Source organism: Pseudoalteromonas aurantia 208 (assembly GCF_014858725.1).
Taxonomy (GTDB): domain Bacteria; phylum Pseudomonadota; class Gammaproteobacteria; order Enterobacterales; family Alteromonadaceae; genus Pseudoalteromonas; species Pseudoalteromonas aurantia.
Genome location: NZ_AQGV01000015.1, coordinates 320193 through 344582, shown reverse-complemented (window position 1 = coordinate 344582; position 24390 = coordinate 320193). Strand labels below are relative to the sequence as shown.

General features: G+C 42.6%; 15 protein-coding genes. All 15 read right to left on the bottom strand.

All coding sequences use genetic code 11. From position 1 onward, the window contains the following. Positions 1 to 197: 197 nt before the first annotated feature. Positions 198 to 3320: an amino acid adenylation domain-containing protein gene (locus tag PAUR_RS19905; RefSeq protein WP_192509474.1), complete on the bottom strand. Its 3123-nt coding sequence runs from the start codon at positions 3318 to 3320 to the stop codon at positions 198 to 200. 126 nt (positions 3321 to 3446) lie between these two features. Continuing rightward, positions 3447 to 5210 (bottom strand): carbamoyltransferase family protein, encoded by a 1764-nt coding sequence (locus PAUR_RS19900; RefSeq protein WP_192509473.1) that lies wholly within the window; start codon positions 5208 to 5210, stop codon positions 3447 to 3449. A 72-nt stretch (positions 5211 to 5282) separates the two neighbouring features. Continuing rightward, the gene (locus PAUR_RS19895; RefSeq protein WP_192509472.1) at positions 5283 to 6014 is read right to left on the bottom strand and encodes a DUF1796 family putative cysteine peptidase; all 732 of its coding nucleotides are present in this window, start codon (positions 6012 to 6014) and stop codon (positions 5283 to 5285) included. Then, positions 6011 to 7111, bottom strand: coding sequence for a glycosyltransferase (locus PAUR_RS19890; RefSeq protein WP_192509471.1), 1101 nt, complete (start codon positions 7109 to 7111; stop codon positions 6011 to 6013). Before PAUR_RS19890 ends, PAUR_RS19895 begins: the two co-directional genes overlap by 4 nt. A gap of 12 nt (positions 7112 to 7123) precedes the next feature. Next, the gene (locus tag PAUR_RS19885) at positions 7124 to 8767 is read right to left on the bottom strand and encodes a cyclic peptide export ABC transporter (RefSeq protein WP_192509470.1); all 1644 of its coding nucleotides are present in this window, start codon (positions 8765 to 8767) and stop codon (positions 7124 to 7126) included. Further along, entirely contained in the window at positions 8764 to 9441 is a 678-nt protein-coding gene (locus PAUR_RS19880) for a glycosyltransferase (protein WP_192509469.1), read from the bottom strand. Before PAUR_RS19880 ends, PAUR_RS19885 begins: the two co-directional genes overlap by 4 nt. A gap of 8 nt (positions 9442 to 9449) precedes the next feature. Beyond that, the gene (locus PAUR_RS19875; protein WP_192509468.1) at positions 9450 to 10625 is read right to left on the bottom strand and encodes a radical SAM protein; all 1176 of its coding nucleotides are present in this window, start codon (positions 10623 to 10625) and stop codon (positions 9450 to 9452) included. Further along, positions 10615 to 11712, bottom strand: a complete 1098-nt coding sequence (locus tag PAUR_RS19870) for a glycosyltransferase (RefSeq protein WP_192509467.1) — start codon at positions 11710 to 11712, stop codon at positions 10615 to 10617. The genes PAUR_RS19875 and PAUR_RS19870 overlap by 11 nt, the downstream gene beginning before the upstream one ends. 2 nt (positions 11713 to 11714) lie before the next feature. Next, positions 11715 to 12323, bottom strand: coding sequence for a GNAT family N-acetyltransferase (locus tag PAUR_RS19865; protein WP_192509466.1), 609 nt, complete (start codon positions 12321 to 12323; stop codon positions 11715 to 11717). Positions 12324 to 12533: 210 nt separating this feature from the next. Then, positions 12534 to 12992 carry a winged helix-turn-helix domain-containing protein gene (locus PAUR_RS19860; protein WP_192509465.1) on the bottom strand — a complete coding sequence of 153 codons (459 nt, stop codon included), beginning with the start codon at positions 12990 to 12992 and terminating at the stop codon, positions 12534 to 12536. Between the two features lie 589 nt (positions 12993 to 13581). Continuing rightward, entirely contained in the window at positions 13582 to 14106 is a 525-nt protein-coding gene (locus tag PAUR_RS19855) for a hypothetical protein (RefSeq protein WP_192509464.1), read from the bottom strand. Between the two features lie 275 nt (positions 14107 to 14381). Then, positions 14382 to 14855, bottom strand: a complete 474-nt coding sequence (locus PAUR_RS19850) for a hypothetical protein (RefSeq protein ID WP_192509463.1) — start codon at positions 14853 to 14855, stop codon at positions 14382 to 14384. Positions 14856 to 14989: 134 nt separating this feature from the next. Continuing rightward, positions 14990 to 15598 carry a hypothetical protein gene (locus tag PAUR_RS19845; protein WP_192509462.1) on the bottom strand — a complete coding sequence of 203 codons (609 nt, stop codon included), beginning with the start codon at positions 15596 to 15598 and terminating at the stop codon, positions 14990 to 14992. Between the two features lie 44 nt (positions 15599 to 15642). Beyond that, positions 15643 to 19212 (bottom strand): contractile injection system tape measure protein, encoded by a 3570-nt coding sequence (locus PAUR_RS19840; RefSeq protein ID WP_192509461.1) that lies wholly within the window; start codon positions 19210 to 19212, stop codon positions 15643 to 15645. Between the two features lie 198 nt (positions 19213 to 19410). Beyond that, positions 19411 to 24387: a polymer-forming cytoskeletal protein gene (locus tag PAUR_RS19835; RefSeq protein ID WP_192509460.1), complete on the bottom strand. Its 4977-nt coding sequence runs from the start codon at positions 24385 to 24387 to the stop codon at positions 19411 to 19413. Between the last annotated feature and the right edge of the window lie 3 nt (positions 24388 to 24390).

Sequence of the window (24390 nt, the reverse complement as noted above, 5' to 3'; positions counted from 1 at the left end):
GTCGACATATCAGCATTGCAGAGGGTGTTGATATCTCATATATATACAGTCCAGTCGTATAAGAAAACACACTTAGTAAAGCCACCGACTGGATATTATCGAGTACTCTCAGAATCAAAACCATGTTAAAAAAACACAAATAAACGAAAATAAAGCGCACCCACATCAATTTTTAGTGCGCTTTACTTGCCATTGCGTTATACCAGCACCTCAAGTGCGGCAATGGTGTTGTCTAATAGTCGCTCTATAATTTGCTCATTCAAAATGTGTTTGGATGCCGCAATTGCAATGTGTAATCCATCCGTTTCGCTTTCAGATATGGTAATTTGCACTAAATGATACAAGGCTTCATTTGGTGATAAACGGTGCTCATCAAGCAGTTTATGGGTACTTAACCCTAACGTTTTGCATTCAAATAAGGTGTTTAAATCAAACAAAGCGTTGTTCTCATACACAACATGCACATAGGGTCGAGCACTTTTCATTTTTTGGGCCAATGCTGCGTGCTGAGCAAAACACAGTAACTGCAAAAAGCTATGTCCACCGCTAGGGAGCTCGGCAATATCTTGCTTTGCTTGCGACAGTTGTAATAATGAGTTGGCATGCCGCGTGAGTAATATCGGCACGCTATTGGCAAACCACCCCACAGACTGGCTCACATCTACACAATTATCAAGTGCGGTTCTGCCGTGCATATCTTGCGATAACAGCAATTCACTTTCGCCAGTTAACCAATAAAATGCTTCCATGAGTGCCGCATACACGCCATGAATAATGTTCACTCCTTGAGCGGCCAATTTTGACTGAATTTGCGTCATTTGTGCAGCTGAGAAAACAGTTTTCCGTGCTGTGTATTGTGACACTCGGGTATTTTGTGCGGCTCTGCCGTTAAGCTGTGCAAAAAATATCGAGGCATGATCTAAGGCATTTAACCAATACTGAGCTTGATCATTAAAGCCACCTTGTATTGCAATATCATGTAACTGTTTTTGCCATTGAAACAAGCCTAAATCAGTTTTACGGCAAAATTGCGCTGGCGTGTGCAAGAGCAGCATTGTATCACTAGATAGCTGCGACAAACTGATATCGTCCACCAACATATGGTTCATCGCAAAACAAATATACTGACCAAATGCGCTGTCGAATACATGTACTATCAGCAAATTATCACTGATGTTCATTTGCTCCACTCTGGCACTAAAGTGGTCTTTTACCGCACGCTTAAACTCATCGTCGCTTTCACAATCCAATTGATTGTAGTGTACCTGAGTAAACGCGTTTAAATGCTGAGATGGCTCTGGGTCAGTATTAAAGCCCAATCGCAAACTGGGGTATTTACGCAATAAAATAGTCAGCACTTGCGATACTTTACTCACCTCAAACGGCGCTGCGCAATATAAGCTAAATGTCACTAACCACTTTGCCAGCGCAGGGCTTTCAATCATCGACAACTTATTAGGCAGGGTATAGTTTAATAGCGATTGATCAAATATGTGATTGTGGGTCGATGTTTCTTCCCCTTTTAATGCTTCTAGCGGTGTATCTGACAGAAGCTGCCATACTTTTACTGGTAAATCACAGTCCTTACAGCGCGCTTGTACAGCTAACGCGCGCAATGAATCTCCGCCATTGTCACGAAAACTGCGTGACACATTTAATTTGCATACAGAAATATTTAGCACTTCAGCAATGGCACTGAATACACTACTTGGCGTCTGCGCTTTTTCAACAGTGCGTTGTTGCAACGCACTTTGGTATTTCACATGAAGCGCCTTTTTATCAATTTTACCTATCGGCGTAAGCGGTAAGGCGTTCAATACAATCACTTTATTAGGCTGCATATAAGCGGGAAGCTGTGCATTAATGTGCGCGTGTAATTGTGTTCTGTCTAGTTGACCCATGCAAGTAACATAGGCTATCAATGTATTCTCCACACATATCACCGCGCTGAGTGTCACTTGCGGATACTTCTCAAGAACTGCTTCTATGCCATCGAGTTCGATGCGCTGCCCCATAATTTGTACTTGATTATCAAAGCGACCTAGAAACGTCAATCGACCTTGTTCATCTCGTGTTACCAAATCACCGGTTTGATAAAAACGTTGAGATACGCCATTTACGTCTAAATAAACAAACTTTTCTGCGGTTTTCTGCGCATCATGTAAATACCCAATGGCAACACTAGTCCCTCCAATGTAGAGCTCGCCTTGTGTAGATTCATTGCCATGTTTATCTAAAATAAGTAATTGGCTATCACCCACTGCACGCCCGATAGGTACTCGTTCAGTATGCCGATCTGCCGCGGTGACTTGATGAATTACCGAGGTGATGGTCGTTTCAGAAGGTCCGTACTCATTCACCAGCCTACACCGTGAGAATAACCCTAACCGATGCCACTTACTTACAATACTCTGGTTAAGCTCTTCTCCACCAAGTACCAGCGTTTTCAGTGACAAATATTGCCACCACATCGTAGCGCGTTCATCACTGAGCAACGACAAACAAAAGCTCGGAGCTAAGTCAGTAAACGTAATATGGTGCAATTGGCAAAACTGTACAAAGTCTTCAGGGTCAACTAATGAACGTGCACTAAAATGTAAACTCGCACCACCGAGTAACGTCATGGCTGATTGCTGAATAAAGGTATCCGTGCAGCACGAGACCATACACAATGAACGGTCTGATTGGGTAAGATTATAAAAGCGATGCGCGTGCGCCAGTTTATGTGCCAAGCTTGCGCGTGATATTGCGATGCCTTTTGGTTGGCCTGTGGTACCCGATGTATAAACCACGTAGGCCATTAAGCTGGCTTCACTTTGATGTTTATACTCACTATGGTGTTGACCCCATGCGATATTATGGCCAATTAAACATGACAAACTATCTGTACTGGCGTCTGGTTCCGTCAGGTTCATCAGTAAACTAGGCACTTTAAAAGTCGTTTCTGTGCAGTCGGTTAGTACGTAACTTGCTCGGCTATGCTTAACCATGTAATTCACTCGTAAAGCAGGAAAGTTCGAGTCTAAACACACAAACGGGGTGCGTCTGATCATACAAGCAAGCATACTCGCTATAATCACTCGTTGGTCTTTACTGTATATGCCAATCGGTTTTGAGTGACATGCTACATGGTCATCCATCATTCTTAAACACTGCGCAACATGGTGTCTTAGTTGCGCAAAGTTACATTGCCATTGCGGGCTTACAATTGCCAGAGCATTTGGGTTTTGCGTCATAATATCCAACACCAGTTGGTCTAATGTTGGCGTTAAACTATCCGACTCATTCGGGCTTTGAGGCAGTACGGGTTGATTAAGCATAAAGGGGTTACTCAAAACGATACATTACACAATCTAAGAGCGGATGGTTTGTGCCTAACCACGCTTAGGTTAATAGAGTGAATGTATATTACCTACATTCACTCGCACGATTACGGCTAATAAAAACTAGGCCAACGCCTGTGCTTTCGCGTTATTTTTAGTGCGTGTATTTTTAGCATTGCTGAGCACTAAATAAGAGCCAATGGCCAAGAAGTCGATGTTTGTACGCATCAAGGTATTAACTGCATTTTGCGGTGTACACACAATTGGCTCCCGGTCATTAAACGACGTATTCAATAACATGGGTACACCCGTGAGGCGATTAAATGCACTGATCAATGCGTGATAATTTGGGTTACTTACCTTATCTACACGCTGAATACGCGAAGTACCATCAATATGAACAACGGCGGGAATTTTATCTTTTAATTGTTCATTCGCAGGGTACGCCATCAACATATATCGAGCAGCCTCAGCCTGCTTTTTTATTTCAAACCACTGATCCGCATACTCAGTCAATACGGAAGGGCAAAATGGTCGATGATCTTCACGATGTTTCACCAAACGGTTTAAGCGCTTCACCATTTCTGGGTCTCGAGGGTCTGCCAATAAAGAACGGTTACCCAATGCCCGTGGCCCAAACTCCATCGCCCCTTGAAACCAACCAATGACTTTTCCTTGGGCTAATAATTGCGCAACCTGCTCAGCCAAGTCATCATGTTGGGTATACGACACATCCGCATTGTCTAATACTGCGCGTATCTCTACGTCATCAAATGATGACCCCAAATAAGTATGTTCTGGTTGTGGCACTCGCGTGTTTGACTGAAGTACGCCATGATATGCCCAAAGTGCAGCCCCTAAAGCAGTACCCGCGTCGTTCGCAGCGGGTTGTATGTATAGGTTTTCAAAAGGCCCCTCTTCAAATAAAACGGTATTTGCCACACAGTTAAGCGCAACACCACCCGCCATACATAAATTATTGCTGCCTGTTAGTTCATGGGCCGATTTAGCCAAATGCAGTAACACCTCACTGGTAACCGCCTGTAATGCCGCAGCAATATCATGGTGTACCGCTAATAATGGCTCATGATCATGACGCCTCGATACATTAAACAAAGCCGTTAAATGACTGTAATCTTCTAACCGAAAGCACAATGTGTCTGCATCCACTTTAAACCCAAACCCCTCTGGGTATAACAATGTTTGCATCTGCTTTTTATATCGCTGACCATCACCAAAAGACGCCACACTCATGACCTTACATGCGTCATATTCAGAAAACCCTAAATATTTGGCCATTTTCTCCCATAAAAAGCCAATAGAGTGCGGGTAGTTAATATGATGCGTAAACTGAATGTCATTACCTTGGGCATAGCCAATGGACGCTGATTCAAACTCACCTATCCCATCAATCGAGATAATCGCACTTTGTTCATACGGGCTTGGGTAAAATGCCGATGCGGCATGGGCCATTTCATGATCGACCCACATAAATTGACCAGTAAAACCGAGTTCCGAAAACTGGCGTGGCACAGTCATTAGTTTATCGAAGTATGCACGTTCAGCCTGTGCAGTACCCCAGCCATTCTCTTCGCTTGATTCCTGCACATGACGATGCTTTGATAAACGCTTCGCTGGATTAAATGAAAATGCGATAATATCCACATCTTTCATGCTCAGCTCAGTAAACTTAAGACATTCCGAAATAGCGTTATGTGGTAACACGTGCGGATTATCTAGCCCTGCTGGCTTAGCGTGCTTTACACGATTTAAACGCTCTTCTTCTATCGCAAATTTAGTGTGTCCATCAATCACTATCGCCGCGGATGATTCGTGGTATACGCCATTTACGCCTAAAATAACCAGTGGTGCATTATCGCTGTTCATACTTAGTACCCTATTTTCCTTGATAAATCGTCTTTCAAAGTGGTCATTAATTAAATTTTTTTATACCCGAATTCACGGCTGTGAGTGTGCCGTGAGCGAATGAGAGTGACTCACACTGGTATCTTTGGGCACGTTGACACCGGTCAACATATCCGCCCATTGCTGTCGCTCTTCACCTTCCATCCACTCAGAGGATTCAGAGAAACTCTGCTTAATCACAAAATGAATATGAGGAGCAACTAATGCGGCCAATTCACGGTGAAAAGTCGCGACCAATAAAGTGGCTTCTCCCGCGCATAAACCAGTTAAACACTGCTGTAATTTGGGTAACAAGACTTTCAGCTCATTGATAGACTCGCTCTCAAATTCTGGTTGCTGTTCAATACCAATATTTAAGAAAAACAACACGCGACGACTGTGCTTAATATGATTAAAAAAACGTGCGCTGATCCCATCAAATTTGACTCTAAACGCAGGATATTCTCGCTCTAAATCACCATCAATTAACGCAAAGTCATGGGTGCTCAAAAATTGAGTCACTGGATCCCAATACTTTTTGTACTCCTTACAATCCGTGTCAAAAGGCTGCAAGTGCTCTTTTTTCAAAACATCTTCACACCGAGTGTTTAACGCCGTTATAATAGATGCCACAGCACAACTGCCTATCCAGTCAAACGGGCCTCGTCGACTTTTTAAGTCCAGTTGCTTCATAATATGTCTAGGTCGACAGTCCATACCCAAGCTATAGATACAATCATACTCCCCTGCGGCCGGGCTTAATTTCATACCTTGCGCTTGACTCATACCGTGCTCCTACTACGCAATTTTTGCCATATCATGGCACTGCTCACACTCCACCAAGTAGGCACTTCAAGCAATAAGCGGGCAAATGGCATCAGCACTAACTGCCAGCGATGTTGGGGAAGTTGCTTAAATTCCTGCTTGGCAACACGATACACCGCATAGGTTTCAATAATGCCAATCAGGCTCCATACGCCTAAAAACCCCCACCCAACTGTCTCGTTTAATAAGAACAAAAATAGCAATAATAAGGGCGCAATTAAGAATGTGCTGACCGAAATAATATCGAGTAAATGACGCCGCCCTAGCACGGTCTTTTTACGCATTTGCTGACCATAAAAATCGCTTTTGTTAATGGCTACCTCAATAAACCCACGTGACCACCTCACCCGTTGTTGATATAGCGCCCAGCAAGATTGGGGAGGCGCGGTCATCGCAACAACCTCAGCTTCATAGAAAACGGTATACCCTTGTTCAATCCCGAGTAAACAAGTTTCCCGGTCTTCGCCGCTGCGCAAACCACTATGGCGTGCCAATAATGCTTCAATAATGGGTCTTTTATATAAACATCCCGCACCTGGCATTATTGGCACAGACCCTTCATTGGCGTTAAAATGGTACGCAGCACGCTCTAAGGCATATTCCAGCAATTGAAATTGCACCACCGGCTTTGAATTGGCAATCGGCATCATTTTAAAATAACACCCCATACAATTTTCATCTGCGGCTAACTTGTTGTAGGTGTGTGTTAACTGCGCCAAATTTTCAAGTTCAGTATCAAAATCGGTAAAAATAATATACTCATGATCGAGTGCTTCAATCGTGCGCTGCAACGCCCCTATCTTTTGTCCATTTGGGCTCACGCTCGCCACACTCAACCTTTGATAATGGGCATTAACATATTGCTGAGGATTATCACTCGAACCGTCATCAATTAAGATAATGTCTATCTCGACAGGCAAACTACTTGCCAGCGCATCAAAGTAAGCTAGCCGCTGTTTAAAATGAGTACCATTGCCCGCTTCATTGAAAAAAGGGACCAATATTGCGGTTTTATTGGCCTGTGTATTTTGGTGTAACCAAGATAAAGAATAGCTCATCAGTAAAGTGCTCTACATTGCATGAAAGAGTGGCTGCACAGAAGGCACATAAGCATGTAACTGCCCTTCTCGCATCAAAAGGTGTTGGTCACACACATCGAAATATTGCTCGTCATGGGTGATCACTAAAAGGGTTTTTCCTGCTTTTTTTAGTTGCGGCAACCATTGTGTATAAAAAATATGTTTAAACTCAGGGTCGAGGTTGGCTGCAAACTCATCCAACACTAAGAACGGTCTTTGTTCCATTAAAGCCTGCACCAAAGCCAACCGCTTCAGTTGCCCAGTTGACAGCTCAGTCGTTGAAAACCCTTGTTCATTCCACTGTACTTTATCCGCCAAATTGGCTTGTGTTAGCCAATGCTGCAACCTTGCTTTATCTAATTTATTAACACCGTAAAAGGGTTTAAATACCACGCTATCTGCAAACACCGTCGCAAATAACTGACGATGTTCATGGGCGTATTGCGTTTTACTGAGCACATTACCATTGAGTAATATGGCCCCTTCCGTTGGGGTATATAGACCAGTTAACATTTTCAATAAAGTGGTTTTCCCTGAGCCATTACCACCAGAAATAAACACGATTTCACCCGCGTTCACTGAAAAGTTAATGGGTCCGATATTAAATGCACCATCACTGTCGTACGCATAGTGCGCATTTTCAAATGCCAGTACGCTAACAGGCTGGGCACTCGATTGTACTGCGCTGTCACAACACACGGGTTCTTGCGCTTGCTTAGTTTGCTCATACAAATTATCAAGGGTTGCTTTAGAGACTCGTAACTGCGCTAATACCCGAAATAACTCCATACTGCTATGGAATGGGCTCACTAGAAAAAGAATGATGATCACAAAACTCATACGCTGCTCAGAACTGAGCCAGCCATACAATGGCACCACAAATACCACAACAGCCACCACAAGGTACATTGCAGCCATGAGTATCATTTGATTATTAATAAACTGAGAGTCTGCCAATACTTTGTTATCTCGTACTGAGCGCGCTTGGGTTGATATATCATGAAAGAGGGCATCGCTGCGACCTTGGTTTTGCTTATTCTCTTTAATACCTGTGAGTAAGTGATGCATACTGTCAAAAAAGCCATCTTCAGCATGACGACCCTCAGCCATAGCGTGCTCTATGGCCTTTAAACGATATTTATAAGCCAGTGCTGCCAGTACAAATAATATCGACGCGATCACCGCGCCCACAGGCAATACCACACACAAATACATTAATGCTGCTATCACCGTAAATAGCTGACCAACACTCACCACAACAAAGCGGTTCAATTGGCTCATAACGTTCGCATCATAAGCGATGGCTGCCAAAATCTTTTGCGGCCCTATTTTCTCAACATTGGCTAACCGTGCAGCGCGAACTGCATCTAAAATTGACAACCTAACGCGCATTATTGTGTGCTCAGTTAGCTGCAAAGTACGGCGTTGAAAAAATAGCTGAATGATAAAATACGCCAAAAACGCCACAGAAAATATCATCCCATTGTGGAGTAAGTTTTGGGTGTCACCATGGCGATGTTGTAGCGCAATATTAATGCTATGCACAATACCCAGTGTGGTCACTGCACTGATTGCACTCACCATCATCAAGCGGCTACTAATATCAGCAAACAATAACTTTAGTGCAGAAATCATCCTTTCACTCCTACGACACGTTGATAGACGCTTGGTGCCACCTGCCATAACACCGACTCCAGCCACAGCTTGCTGAAATAACGTATGTAGCCCTGTTCTTTAAACTTGCGCTCGTTATGAACAATATAGCTCTGCGCAAGCCACCCATATCGAGCCTTGAGTTTACATAGCCGTTCACCCAAATCAGTATCTTCGCCTTTCATTAACGCCTCGTTGAAACCGGCTAACTGTTTGAACAAATGTGTACTCACAAAGCAATTTCCACCAAAAGTACGGTGTGTGTAATTAAATCGATTGATACTCTTGGCTATCCATTCTCCTAACCAATGCCCTGATTCACTTTTTAAAGGTGCACAACCATATTCAGTACCACCGCGCATTGAGCGCTTTATTGCAGCAACATAGTTTTTGGCACAGTGAGTATCAGCGTCGATAAAAACCAACACGTCTTTGGTGGCTTTTTGTGCCCCAAAATTACGTGTCTGTGCGGCTGAGCCAAGCCGCTCATCATACACATGACACGTAAAGGTACGCGCAATATCAACACTGATATCTTGACAGGTATCACACACCACGATCAGCTCATCTTCTGGGGCTAACTGTTCACATAAAGACGACAGTGTGTGTGACAACACCGACGCCTCGTTATGTGCAGGTACAATGACCGATAACATGCAAATACCTACACTAAAAAGTTATGGGCATCAGGGCAGGCATTGAGTACCCTCAAAGAACCTTCACGCATTGATTTAGCCGCACGTTGGTAAGCGTCTGACGCCATTAAATCTTCTAAAGTGTCATCCAGTACACTGCCAAAAACCAGATCTGGAAATTGTTTTGTCATCACCAATTTCCCACCAATATCAACATCTAACTTCACGCCCATTTTTAAATAGTTCTCACGAGCAGGCATTTTCCCTCGATAGTATTTACGCAATTCATCGTCACTATAATCGGGGCCAAATAGCACCGGAATTTGTGCGGGGTATTCACGTAGTTGCGCCAAAGTCGAGATAACTTTTTCGATATAGTCATGACTAAAGTCTCCCATATCAAAACCAGTATATGAGTTCGGTACCACATTATACTCTTCACAAAACTTGTGATACTCACTACGCGCAAATAAATCCACCACCCATAGGTGATTGAAGATCATCCAGTCTACACCATGTGTTTCACACACTTTGAGCAACTCAATGGATTGATCTAAATTCTTTGCCATTAAGGTATTTTCAACGCCAATTAGCCAGCCTTTGCCATCTTCTTGCTTGCCCTTGGCGAGCATCTCTATGCCCTGAATGGTTTTCCTAAATGTGCCTTTGCCACGAATAGAGTCATGGATTTCACTTGGGCCATCAATTGAGATTAAAAATGCCAGCTGATCTGAAAATTCACTAAACAGCTCAAAATAGCGCTTTATCAGCAACCCATTCGTACAGATATAAATAAAGCAACCAGCCTCTGCTAAGCGCCTAAAAAACTTGGGAAAGTCAGGGTGTAAAGTTGGTTCACCACCTGTCAAAATAATATCGCACTGATTACGGTCAATAAAATCGAATAAGTTGCCACTCTCATCATAAGGTATCGCCGTAGGATCTAAGCCATTGTGAAAACCGCCTTCACGCCACTGAAAACACTGCTCACATCGTAAGTTACAGCTACTTGTCATTTTAACGACTAACTTACAAATGTTTTCCTCTGCCACAACTTCAGACTCAGCATAACGTGCTAACGCATTAGCAACCCGTTCTGAACTTGCCCTATGATGCTTGATAAAGCTGGGGTTACGTTCGATAAAATTCAGATGTCCTTGTGGTAAATCTGAGTTTTCTAAGTGTGTGGCTTTTTTAGTCCACATGACGGTTCTCCTGATAATAATTTAAAAGCACATTGCAGATGTAATCTGGCGCATCGTGCCGCACCAATGTCGCGGCATTGTTTGTTAAGGTAATTTTTCGTTGTGTATTGCCAAGCAGCTGCTCAACAGCATCTCGTAATGACTCAACCGAGTCACATACAGCCACCGCACCGGCTTCTTTAAAAACGGCGCGATTATGCTGCTCTTGCCCTGGTAATGCTGAGCTGATCACCATACAAGTATTGGTTAAAGATGCTTCCGTTAAGGTAATACCCCCAGATTTGGTGATCAGTATTTCAGCTTGTTGATACAGGTGACTTAAGTCATCAACAAACCCCATCACCTGTAATTGCTGTGCATCAATATATGTTGAAAACTCACGTGTGAGTTGTGTAAATAAGGCTGTGTTCTGACCGCAAACAACTTGTAATCGAGTGACTTTATGAGTGCCCAGTAACGCACTGACGATTGATGCAGTAATACCTAAGCCCCAACCACCTCCGCACAGCATGACTTGACCTCGTTTTACTTGATATAGGTTATTCGTATCGCTTACAAGTGCAGGGATCCCACTGGCGTGTACCGCTGCCAAACGACTTCTATGCCAATCAAACACGCTGTTGTTGTATGCGTGCGACACAAATAAATTATCAACAGGTGTTTGCCATCCTGACGAAATACTGTAATCACCAAGTACGCCATGGATGGACCGCTTAAGTGAGAATTTATTACAATAATAGCGCGCAAAAAAAGCACCATAATAACTACACGCTAATACTTGTTGATGTTCACTGAACAGCTTTTTTGCTATGGCTTGTTTATCATTCCCTTTAAACCACAACATACAAGGTAGTAACTTATATAGCACAGGATAAAACCAGCGGCTGCCATACAACTTACTATGATGTTGCTTACCCTCTAAACACCAGTCATAGTATTGGTCAAACAATAGCCGAGTTAGCCATGACGGTAAAATATCAGACAACGACACAAGCGTTGATGATTCGCCTCTGCGCTGTAAATGTTGTTGCATAGTCAGTGCCAATGCTCGAGAGCCTGCCCCTGACTCTACATACAAAATCAACATACTTATTGCACCAATTGCTGACAACGGGTTACATCTAACCAATGCTTACGCAAATCATCTAGTTCTAGCTTCATCACCACCATATCTTGGTTAGGCCCATAAAAACTTTCGAAGCGTGAAAGTTCAGTAAACAATAAAGATTGGTAAATTCCGAGAATATTCGATTGTTCTGTATCGGCAAAAACTTCAATATACAGTTGCTGATAATTGGTCTCTTCTAACAAGACTTTGAGTGTATCAAGCAACATGGCAATTTTAGTCATCGCCGACGCATTCGGTTGCGCAACAAACCACCCTCCCCATACGATACTTTTTGGATCCCATAAACGATAATGGAAACCCGACAAACCGATAATTTCATCTCCTTTTTTCATACACCAATATTGTCGACCATTGTCAATTTCAGCGCCTAAACAACGCTGGTGAAAGTCAATCGTTCTTAAGGCATCCTCATTTATACCATCGACCATTGCCAAACGAATAAAATCGAGCTGTTCACCCTCAAAAGTGACCGGGACTTTTTGAATGTTTTGACGTTGTATAAATGAATTGGTACGCGCTATTTTGTTAGCTAATAGCGATGCTCTTCTATCAACAAATTGTTGTTCCATAATGTTGTGCTCTTTGTAATATTTGAATAAAAATGGCGCTAAATTTCGACGGGCACAAGATGACGCGACTGACCTAAAATGTCGCTTATGAAGGGGATATTTTTGCTTATGACATGACAATTTTGTCTTCGGAAAAGCTTATGGATTAAAAAACAAACAAAAAAAGAGGCTTAAAGCCTCTTTTTATGAAAATATTAATAAAATCTATAATTAAAAAATAATGACTAACTGTAGGATTATTAATAACGATGCAAGAAAAAACAACTGGATATTTTGACGGTTCAGGTGAGGGATCTCTAAGGACATAGCACTAAATAAGTTCAGAGGATCAAACCTCACGTCTAAGTTAAAACTATAGCCCTTTCGATAGTGGGTTTTAATAACATTTTCAGGTAACGATTCATGCGAAAGAATTCTCCGTAATTCAGAAATCGCACGATTTATAGAGTTATTATCTACAAATTCTTGTTGCCAAATTTTCTCTCCAAGTTCATCTCTAGATATTACTCGGCCCGGATTCAGCACAAAGTATACTAACAACTCAAAAATAAGCGGTTCAACCTTTATCAAGGCATTCCCTAGCTTGAGTGTTTGAGAACGGTTATCAAGTGTAAACGGACCCAAAAAAGCCCTTTTAAACTGATTTTTATTAGATTCTTCATAAAACATGACAGCGCTTATACTTCCTTTCAATTTAGATTATAAAAGCGATGCTGATCTTACTCTCATAAGTTTTAATAATGAATATAACACTCAACTAAAACCCATGATTTATTCTAATAATTGTTCTTGATCATAAAATACTAAAATAAGTAAAAAAAAGGACATAAAAAAAACATATTAAAGATAAATAGATCAAGATTTAAACCAACTATGGCACATATTGCATCAATGAAAGGATAGTACCACTTTAAGAAACAGTCACCGGTGAATTTACAAGCGAAAAATTGCAACAATGATATTATGTAACATTAAAAAACTTGAACAAAACTAATACACTATGAAAACAAAAAAGTTTAATAATTTAACAAATGGTAATTAAAGTAAAAATAAAAAGTTCACAAAAAGTGCATTAATAAGAATAGATAGTTAACCATTCCCACATCGCTAAGCTTTGCCAACTTGCATTTTTACACAAACCTATCTACATGCTATAAATGCTTTCCTCTCATTAAGCGCGCCCTATTTTTGTACTGTTTCACCTCTAATTTTAATAATGAATCATGTAGATAGGTGACACCTGTATTTTTGATTCAGTTTAATCTGATTCTTTTTTCATAATGTCTACTAAACTCGAATTCATCTCTCTGGCTAACTCAACCACATCCTTGGCTGCTGCTTGTGATAAATCAAATTGCCTCGCTTTTTCATCCAGTTCTTGCGTGTGCCTTTTTTCTTCCAATGCCATTTGCGCTAATTTAAGCTCTTTTTCTATTTGATATTGTTTTATTCTTTCATCTCTTTCACGTTTTCGGTCAGCCAAAGCCTGATCTTCATCTTTGCCCACCGATGCCTCCCTGATCACCATGATTAACGCCATTATGACAGGTGCTATCATACCAACCACAGGCGTAAACGCTTCAACATCCAGGTAATAACCCGATAAGCAGGTTATTAGCACCAAAACGACCGTTGTTGGCATCGCCCACTTGCCTACTATGACCATCACAATGTCTTGTGGTAAGCGAGGTCGGTGCATCCTTTTTTTTGTTGTTTGGTTTTTTTCTTTTGCTGTGGGACCAAGCTGAATACGCGTAATTTCAGAATTAGGTTTTGGTTTCATATTGAGTACTCCGATCATGACTAAAAATATTGACTCAAACTGAACTTTAAAGGGGTTATTTCATAGCTGGGAACGGCCTTAAAGAGAAGGAAAATGATTGGTAAAGCTCACTTGAGAAAGAAGGGGGAGCTGATGCTCCCATAATTGGTCGCTACTTTAATTATCAAAAGCAGGAGATGGTGGGGGATAAAGAAGCCAGAGTCTAGGTATCGCATTGCTTTGCACTTAGCACGCAAATATAAACTAGAAAACAGGGTATAAAGTAAGACTGAATTTTAGTGCCGCGTGCTGAATATATCGCCACAATAGTGATTGCCTGACACAAAGTTTGACTCTACAGCAGCGCTTTGAATGCTATCTAAATAAACAATACTCCATACTAACCACTCATCTAAGCCGCAGCTTTTACCATGATTTAGAATGTACAAAGTACTGTTGCACAACATGCCGTTACAAGGTAACGAGTAGGCATTTTGTAACCGTAAAAGTAAATTTTCTAAGTAACCTCTCACCGCAGCTTTAAATAGCAGATCAGCAACAAACTGATCGCGAATACACTCACCTTTTATTTGCTGCCAAATTTCAACACAATATTGCTGACGGAATATGGTCAGTAGCTCTGCAGGCTCAAAACCCGCTTGTTGTAACGTTTGCCAACACCCCAATGTATTTATGTCCACATTAAAAATATCAACTTCAACTTCCGATTTGGTAAATACATGATTAAATGTACTGATATAGTCAGCCATAAGTCACCTTAATGTGTTTGTTCAAATTGAAGACGTCGTAGTGCAGAATGTGTGAAGAAAAATGCAATGTGTTCGATAAACACTATGAAAAAAAGTTTGAAATAACCAACTGCAGATCGTTGATAAAGAAGGTGTTATGGGTTCAATTTTCCTCTAATTTGTAAAAATACAAAATTAATGAAATCACTGATCACGCTATGTGATTCACTGCCATGATCATAACAAGGTGGGCAATATTGGTGCTGTTCCGGCGTATGAGTCCAAGGCGGTCTTTGCGTATTTGATGCTGCATTTTCGTCTAAGAAATACATCATTTGTGTTTCACTTGATGCAATATCAGTAATATAACGCGCATGTATGTGCATCGAATGTTCAGCTGTAAAAAACAATAAGCGGTTGATATTATTATTTTGCTCTATCAATGTATTATCACTACTGTGTAAACCCGATAATGAAAAAGTAATTTGTGTAATGGCATCTGCTACTGAACCATCCATTGCTTGTATTGCCTTTCTCTGAACCACAATATTTGACTCAAAGCCGTGCTCAGCCAATAGTCCTTTTACTGACTCCAATTGCGGTAATACATAACTAACAAACAGCGTATTTAATGTAAAGTACCAGTGCTCCTTTGTATGCTGAGCTTGATCTTCAGCTTTTTGGCGTGCTATTTCATATTGCTCATAACGTGATTGATGATCATTGATCAGTTGATGTAGCGTCGAATTTTGAACTAGTGACATAACTGTCCTCCAAATAGTATAAATGCTTACGGTATATTGCAGTGTTAAAAGCCGCTGTGCCATTTAACATCAATTAATAACTCGGGCAACCAGGGTAACTGAATTAAGCCAAGTCCCCATGGCATACGCATCATTAGTACATCTTGCGGCTTGTTTTGAATGCTGATCGCAAGTCCTCTTTCTGTCAGCTGCACTTGCCCTTCACGCTGTAAAAACAATGCAGAGAACGTCGCAACAGACATATCTTGCAGTGCATGCCAACGCGAAATCACCACTGCGAGCATATGTTCAACTGCACTATGTTCACTTTCAAGCACCTCCTCTGGAGTTTCCACAACGCATGTAGGTGGTAACCCAAGTAATGCGTTAATGGTGTAAGTCGCATGAACCATAGGGTCTACCCCCACAATAGAGCACAGTATACTATGCGCTTTCGCACGGGCTCGTTCGTCGACAAATTGCCCCTGCGTAGGCTCCGATTTCATATCCAATAGTCCTAATTTAGCAAACAATGGCGTTAAAAAAGGCCAGAGCAAAACAATGCCGGCATCAGCACTAGCTAATGCTTCATTATCCATTAACTGGCAGCGCATCGCGGTGATGGCTTGCTCCCCCTGAACTAACAATTGTTCAAGGCCATGCTCACACAGTTGCTGCCTGTACTTGTTGTTCTGAGTCATCAGGTTATTTTCGATCACTGAAACAGCGTTTTTCAATGACTGAATTAGCCCCTCTGAGTTTGGCATTTGATAAGGTGTCTCTGCACTTCCCGCGTCATGTAACATTTGCAGCTCAAAAACACCGTGGTCGGCCTTCCCCTCAAACAGGGTGTTATTAACCGTTGGTAGTTGTCTCGTTGCCATACGCCGTAGCTGCTTTAACTGCCTTTTCGCCTCTTGCCAATTATGGATACAAAAAATTGGCTCAATAGATGACAATACTTGATGTATCAGTGCCGACTCCCTTTGGCCTGACAACACACTCACACTGCTGTTATCATCACGCTGAGTGTCAACCTCTAAGAGATTCTTCTCTAACGATGCAGTTTGTACATGCACAACGGGATGGTCATCTTCACTCGGTTCACAGTCACCCTGCATGGTTTTTTTCGCGTTGGTTTGACCTAACTCTATAAGCGCTTCAGCCCCCCACTCTATTAAAGGAAGAGTCCAATATATGCCGCGTTGTAATGCGCGACTAAGGCTCGGGTTGATGTCGTCAAAGCGCTTTTTAATCTCGACCAACTGTTCAATTGACACAATGATTTCATTAAGAATAGGCAAAGTATTTCTGTGCTTAACACACAATTGATATTGACTATTAAGCCAGATCAGTAGTTCAGTAAGTCGCTCATATAACTGGTGCTGTGACGGCACAAAATCACCTTTTTGAAGTGATATAGCCTCTAAATGAATTGCCATCGACTTTATCAAATCTAACACGATTGTAGATAAAACCGGCACACCCGTTGACACCTCCTCATAGCCTTGATGACTCAAACCTTGATTATTCGCTCTTTCAACTCGCTTACCATTATTGGTTTGTATGTCATTCAATCGAGCTGCCAATGCTGCACATACACCAGCTAAATGCTGAGTTTGCTCTTTTTCAAACTCATGATTTATTTTATCCGTAGCAACAAGCCCCCTTGAACGAAACCTTGTTGCAGCATTCGTCGTCGACCTTTGCGTTGCAATGGCCATATGCTCTGGGTCTTTTATGAATTGGAGTAACCCGACATAATCATGCGTAACTAGGTATTGTTGAGCGCCCAACCATTGGCTTTGTGTTAAAAGAGGTTCAAGATATTTCAAGCGAACCCGAATATCACAATAGAAATAGTCAGCTTCACCAATATTTGCCTCGATAGCTTCAATGCCAGTCATCAGTAAGTCAGTTGCCACACTCTCGGTGCGATTAACCTGAGCCCGTTCGTTATTCTGATCAATGTTAAACGCAGGCAAATAGCTTTCAGAATGCCGCGTTATACGCAATTGCACGCGTTTCTGATAGTGTTCCAACCAAAGCGCAACCTCATTTAACACATGCCCCTTGCGCTGTCGCGCTAGCGCATCAGACACATCATTTGATGACAGTATCAGTTCTGTGAGCTTAAGAATTAACGCAACTGGCGCATCTGAAAAGCTACTCAGTAACACTCTTATTTTACTTAGATGTTGCGGCTTATCAGCAAAGCTGAGCTGTGTCACCTCACGGTTGATATAGAGGTGCAACAATTCAAGACGTTGTATTACATATCGATGCGTGTCTATTTCGGGTCTGGCCGATAACACAAAAGCTTCTAAGGCCATACGAAACTGGATGGGGAGTTGGTGGCTGCTTTGTAACGCCTGCAGCAACTGTGACCACTTTATAGTAAACATAGCCGGTAACATCGCGCCAACTTGCAATGTATTTAATAGTCGATACGTGCTTTGCAATTGATACAAACGCGCACTAAAGTGCACAGACGCCGCTCTATCAACGGCCATACTGAGCAATGACGATTCAGGCAATTGGTCATAGTGAGACATGTCTGTATATACATTAAGGCCTAAAGCTGGCTTTTTCTTTTCTGTTACCTCGTTTTCCCACTGAATCGCTTGATTTGCACTCGTACTTTGATAATGCACTTCTATATCATCCAAAATACGTTCAAGGCCTATTAGCGCATGATGATTGACAGTACCTTGAGGGTGAAGTGCAAACCATGTATTTAGCTTTAACTGTGACCCTTTTGAACTCAAACCAGCTAATACACGTTGCAAGTGTGACTGCGTAAACGCATGACAAAATACATAACAATGATAACTCTTGAGTATCGTTGAAACTGTTTGAGCATGGTGTAATGGCTGTGCCACACATTGAATATAAGTTTGCTCTAAATACATCCAAAATCGCTCAACATCATGTACCGACAGCTTCATCAATATATCCGTGAAATACGACAACTCAGTTTTGTTTCCCCCATGCATATTCCGCTGTATAACATGCAATAAAGGGAACATAATATTCGCCAAAATTGTACGACTATCATTAAATAAATTGATCAAACGACCTCGCGTAGCGGGCCAATCAACATCTTGAATCAATTTTTCTAACATGACTTTGTCTAACTTAAAGTGGCTTGCAATTACCCCCTGTAGGTTATTTCTCTGTGTATTAACAACGTCGCGTGCCGGATGCGCACAATAAGTCTTAACAAAATGGCTCCAAAGCGGACTGTATGGCCCTTGTGAACCCCCTAAAGTGCCATTGCTCGGTAGCGAATACCCCCCCTGAGTTAGCATTACATCATGCACACCTGAATCAAATTCTGATTGTAAGCTTGCCATGATTATGGGTTTCACAACCGCATTAAAATACGGTTGTGAATTCTGCTCAATGGCCTGCCAATCCAATTCGGGTAATACTATTTCTATATCTGATAAATGCTGAATGTGCTCTGTTGTGCCTGATAGTTCAGGCAGCTCTAGTTGCAACAATGATAACCCTTTGGATAACCACTGATTAAATGTCGCTTCTAAATCAGTTAAAGACTTACCTGAGTGCTCTAACACACTGTGTGGGGTCTCAAGTTCGACCCCTATTTTATTAACGTGTAATTGCATCATTAAATAACCTCAGCTCTGGATAAGCGAATTTGCCCAATAAAGCTATTTTTTTCTCGCTCTCGGCGTTGCTTTCATTTGTAATAGCCCGCTATGACTGCATAAAAGCGCCTTGATATTGAACAAAATATCATCCTTGGGTTGTACGTAAGTGTGTTTACAAAACATTTTCTATGCCAAAACCCTTACCCAAACCTGAGGTTAAATATGATCATTTCGCCAATAACCATGCGCGCAAGTAAGCGCGTGGTCAAGATACACGGCATGCCATAAATAACCTTCTTGATGCGGCTGTTCATGTAGTTCACCATGCTCACACCCAGCACTGTATATGTGTTGACCCTCCCCCCCGTTTGCGCGGTTGTTACGCCAGTGGCCTGTACACATTAAGTTCTCACATTTATACGCCCCCCCACCATAAAGCGACGCGCTGTTATGTTTTGCCAAGACTTCACTGTTATCGCAATGTGCCACAGCACCTCCACGTTCAGCTTGGCAAAATTGAGCATCAATTGTTGAGTATTTCAAGCCATAGGCTGCTCCGCCTTGGCGACCCGCTTTACATTGTCTAATGTTCAACGCTTGTACCTCAGTCGCTTCAACATCTCCATATATCGCACCACCATCATGGCTAACACAATGATGCTCTATCACACAGTTAAGTTGAATATTTTCGACATAACGTAAACTAAACGCGCCACCACTGCCTTCAAAGCGAGATGGTTCACCGGCAATCGTACCGTCAAAAGTGAAGCCTTTCATCTGTACATTTTTCACCTTCGCATCTCGCTCTCCCCGCAGAATAAAGCGACACCCTGGGTGTGCTTTAACAATACGTGTTTCTTGCTCGTTAAAGCCGACAATACTCACATTTGAGCCTATTTCTACAGCTTGATTAAGCTTGTACGCACGGGTTACTTGAGGGTGACTGTTGTGTGGATAGAGTAAAATAGTCACATTATTCAACGTGCCACGTTCAAACACGGCATCAAACTCTTGCTGATCATGAATCGCGATGACCTTCTTACCATGGCTCAGCTGCCAAGTATGCTCATCAATATACGCTTTTACCGCTGATTGCGTGGCCAATGTGTTATTTGACGTTTGTTCACCACCGAGTAGCGGGTCTTGAGAAACCATATTAATCGTCGGACTATTTGGTAAATTGACCGCTGCAATAGATAAATCATCAGCCGATAACGCGCCTTGAATCTGACAATCCCCCGCTATTTGCGCACCGTTGCCTACCTCCAAACGTCCCTCAACCGAAAGGGCTTCACTAATTCGCGCATCACCATTTACATCCAGCTTATGACTTGCTTGTGCTGTGCCTAAGCCTAATTGACCTTCACAATTGAGGTGTAGCTGCGTGTCACCACTTATCGCAATATCTAACCCAGCTAACCCTTCTTCGCTATTTATTGCCAATTTTGCCGACGCTCGCGTATCTCCTATATTTAATGTATCTTGCGCACTCAACGACCTTGTACTCAAGGTCGTGTTAAACTCAGCTGGACCATTCACCTGCAAACAACCCATCAGTGCTGTGTCTGGTTTTATCAATACTTTACTGTCGGCTTCTAAACCTTCAATATTAACGCCACCTTGAATAGTCGCATGCTTGCCAACATGTAAATTATCCTTCAAGCTAGTACGTTTCTCTACAGTGAGAGATTCAGCAACGGCGACATTTTTGACAAAATCACTGTCTCCTTCCACGCGAACTTTACGTGTGAATACAGCATGGCCTTCGACTGTTAAGCTATCTTTGAGTAGAACGTCATCACTTACGGTTAAATCAGAACGTAATTCAACATCCCCAAAAATCTTTGCGCCGTCTAAACACTCTAAACGACCCGCCCCTTTTAACACACCGTCTAACTCAATATCACCTGTTACAGTAACATTGCCAGTCACATCTAAGTGTGCTCGGGGGTCTTCTGTCCCAATACCCAGTCGGCCCTCTTTGACAACCACGGGGTCACTGCCTTGGTGATAAACAGCCAACGCTTTATCAAAATGGTTTTGTTCAATACTTAATTGCGCATTACCCAACCTGGCTGACGATGAATCATCTTGTTGATGATGAAATGCCAAACCTACACGGGCCTCGCCCAATAGCTCCGTATTACCATAAACATTCAAGTTACTACGAAAGCTGGCGTATTCATTTACATGCAAACTGTCATCAATTTCCACACGCCCTGACACAGTTAAATCTTTATGGAAACGGCTGTCCTCAGCCACATCCAACATGTACTCTGGTCGCTCTAACCCTAAGCCCAAGTTTCCTTGTGAGAATACTAACCCCACCTCACCATTATGGTGATCTATGCGTAACGCTTGCGCTTGCTGTTCACAGATATGAACCCGTGCTGATGCTTCGTAAGGTGTTAAGCTCAGATCACCGCCGATGCTCACGTCATCTCTAAATACGGCTTTATTATCAACCGTTAAGGCATTATCACCCACTTCCCCTTTAATAACGACGTTACTTTGTGCAACAAGTACGCCCTCTACGGTCACTGTATCATTGAGTTGTGTATGCGCAGTCACAGTTAACGCGTCATTGAATTGCGCCAATTTACCCACTGTGAGGGTATCTGCTATGTCTGTCGCCTCACTTACCGTTAATGTGCCATTCAACACACTGGAACCTGATACCGATAATGCGTCTTTTGCTGCCTCTGCAGTGTTGTTTGTGACACTGACATCAAGGCCATTTCGTAGCGCCGTTTCACCAATGACCTGTAATTTGTCTTCTATATCTGTTCGACCTTTCACTTGCAATGCTAGCTCAGGATTTTCAATTGCGAGTGTTCCGGTTATTTTCGCCTCACCCGTGAGAGAAAAGTCGGCACTATTCATATCGATGGTTTGATTAATTGCCAACTTTCCTGGTTGCGCATAAATCACCTGCGCGTTTGTCTCGTCACTGATTTTAAACACCGGTTCAACACCAAGTTGCGTTAACTGCAACTGAGAGTCGTTAGTACGAATAAAATTGCCATCATCACTGAAGACACTGAACGCGCCGCGTAACTCGGTGTCGCCATACACCATAAACTGAGCATCCGTTGCATCGGAACCAACTTGTGTCTGTGTTAAGCTGGCACGAAAAGCCGGTAGGCTATTTTCGCTCTGTGTAATCTCTAGGGTGTTTCGAAGCGTAACATGTCCCTCAAACATACTTTCTGAGCCAACATGAAAATGAACTTGCGGATCTGCCTTATGAACCCCCACATACTCTGCTTTATTTACCAACACAGAGGTGGTTGCATTGCCGTTTTTATAACTGACATCGATGCCTGATGTCGTCATCTCATCCGCCAGTACAGCAAATTTGGCTGACGTCGTAAACCCATGAGCATACGATAACGCGGCAACTTTAATTTGTTCATTAACCAGCGAAGTATTGGCATTGACATGTCCTGAAATATCGAGTGATGGTGCGCTGACTTTGCCTGTCGCATGCATGCTGCCTTCAACACAAAGAGGTAAACTCCCCCCTTCACTGCCCAGTGTGACTTTTTGTTTCTTAACACGTAATAGTGCTTTATCTTCATCATCTTTGATGAGTAACGTGGTTTCATCTGCACCTTGCGCATTAATACTAACCCGCGCGTTACTTTGACCTTGTGCATGACCTACATTTAACCGTTCACGTATCACTGCGTCAGTCGCCTGCAAAGTTGTTGCTGCAGTAATATCTTGAAATTGAGCGCTGTGCTTAACAGTCAATGGGGCATTAATCAAAGCACCTGCTGCGCGTTCAGGCTCCGTGGTGCCTGATTGTTCTCCCACAAGTAATGTTTTACTTTGAGTGAGCCCTGATACCGTTGCAGAGTCTGAAACATGAAGCGTCTCTACCTCTGTATTCTGTGCGGTTAAGCTGCCCTCGACAACAGATGTTTGACTGGTCGCCCGGCCCGATACATATAAATCTTGTGCTATTTTAGTTGGCTTATATAGCGTTATTTCTGTTTCATCGGTCACAGGTGCACTCGTGACTTTAATATACTTATCATCACCGTTTTGCATGTTGAGCATGCTACCTGGTTGCGCCGCATGAATATCCAGCAATGCCTCAGGTTGATGCGTGCCAAGGCCGATTTTCCCCGATATGGCTGCATTACCTTGTGCAACAGCTCCCAGCGACGTTCCTACTGATACACCACCTTGTACTGCAAGCCCTTGTGCTATTTGCACCTCGTTATTAAACTGACTCGGCCCATCATTTTTAAGATGTACTGTGGCGCTGTCTTTACTGACGCCAACTAAAAACGATCCATCCACATGCAAATGACTATCAGGCATAGATGTATTAATACCCACTTTACCTTCAGAGTCGATAATGAACGGCGTGTCATCATTATTCTCATCATCAACACGTAGCAATGCATCCATGTCACTGCTTGATTTATTAATATGCAGTATTGCCTTAGTGCTGTCTTTATTGATACCAACACCCAGCGCCTTATGTGCCTCCAGATGTTGATTAAAAATGGCACTATTCGCAATGAGGTTACCTTCAAGATTGGTTGCCCCAGTAACAGCTAAGCTGTCCTTCAGCGTAGTTGCACCACTTACGCTTAACTGCTCTGCCGTGGTGTTCGGACCTAAGGTCGTATTTGTGGTAACAATTAACTTTTCAGTGTTTACTTGATCAGCTTGCACCGTTGTCATGTGAGCCGATTCACTTGTCAGTGACTGCGTTTTAATATCACCAGTCACTTTGACCATTGAGGTATCTGCGTTCACTTCTAATACGTTGTATGCATTTAACGTGTTTGCACTGGCCGTGAAATTACCATTTTCGCCTACTGACACAGCGTCTGCCGTAACTTTCACCATGGTTGCTTCAGCATCGGCTCCTGCAACTATCAGTTGCTCTGGTGTTATGGTAATGTTCGCGCTAGGTGCCGTTGAACCTGGCGCCAAGTCCTTGCGCTTTATATTCAGAGGCGCAGTCACTTCCAACGTTTCATCGTCACCGGCACCTGTCACTTTTAAGGGATCATCCACTTGGTTAAAGCTAGAGCGAATTAATGACTCAAAATCATCACCTGTCGGGGTTTGTAAATCATCAAATTTGCCAATTAATGACGCACGGCTTTCAGGTGCTGGCGTTGATGATTCGGTGCTCGACTCAATATCTTGCTCTGTTGAGGTAGTCATAAG

Excerpts from the sequence above, each read along its gene's own strand:
- PAUR_RS19905 (WP_192509474.1), bottom strand. The coding sequence starts at position 3,320 with ATGCTTAATCAACCCGTACTGCCTCAAAGCCCGAATGAGTCGGATAGT.
- PAUR_RS19900 (WP_192509473.1), bottom strand. The coding sequence starts at position 5,210 with ATGAACAGCGATAATGCACCACTGGTTATTTTAGGCGTAAATGGCGTA.
- PAUR_RS19895 (WP_192509472.1), bottom strand. The coding sequence starts at position 6,014 with ATGAGTCAAGCGCAAGGTATGAAATTAAGCCCGGCCGCAGGGGAGTAT.
- PAUR_RS19890 (WP_192509471.1), bottom strand. The coding sequence starts at position 7,111 with ATGAGCTATTCTTTATCTTGGTTACACCAAAATACACAGGCCAATAAA.
- PAUR_RS19885 (WP_192509470.1), bottom strand. The coding sequence starts at position 8,767 with ATGATTTCTGCACTAAAGTTATTGTTTGCTGATATTAGTAGCCGCTTG.
- PAUR_RS19880 (WP_192509469.1), bottom strand. The coding sequence starts at position 9,441 with ATGTTATCGGTCATTGTACCTGCACATAACGAGGCGTCGGTGTTGTCA.
- PAUR_RS19875 (WP_192509468.1), bottom strand. The coding sequence starts at position 10,625 with ATGTGGACTAAAAAAGCCACACACTTAGAAAACTCAGATTTACCACAA.
- PAUR_RS19870 (WP_192509467.1), bottom strand. The coding sequence starts at position 11,712 with ATGTTGATTTTGTATGTAGAGTCAGGGGCAGGCTCTCGAGCATTGGCA.
- PAUR_RS19865 (WP_192509466.1), bottom strand. The coding sequence starts at position 12,323 with ATGGAACAACAATTTGTTGATAGAAGAGCATCGCTATTAGCTAACAAA.
- PAUR_RS19860 (WP_192509465.1), bottom strand. The coding sequence starts at position 12,992 with ATGTTTTATGAAGAATCTAATAAAAATCAGTTTAAAAGGGCTTTTTTG.
- PAUR_RS19855 (WP_192509464.1), bottom strand. The coding sequence starts at position 14,106 with ATGAAACCAAAACCTAATTCTGAAATTACGCGTATTCAGCTTGGTCCC.
- PAUR_RS19850 (WP_192509463.1), bottom strand. The coding sequence starts at position 14,855 with ATGGCTGACTATATCAGTACATTTAATCATGTATTTACCAAATCGGAA.
- PAUR_RS19845 (WP_192509462.1), bottom strand. The coding sequence starts at position 15,598 with ATGTCACTAGTTCAAAATTCGACGCTACATCAACTGATCAATGATCAT.
- PAUR_RS19840 (WP_192509461.1), bottom strand. The coding sequence starts at position 19,212 with ATGATGCAATTACACGTTAATAAAATAGGGGTCGAACTTGAGACCCCA.
- PAUR_RS19835 (WP_192509460.1), bottom strand. The coding sequence starts at position 24,387 with ATGACTACCTCAACAGAGCAAGATATTGAGTCGAGCACCGAATCATCA.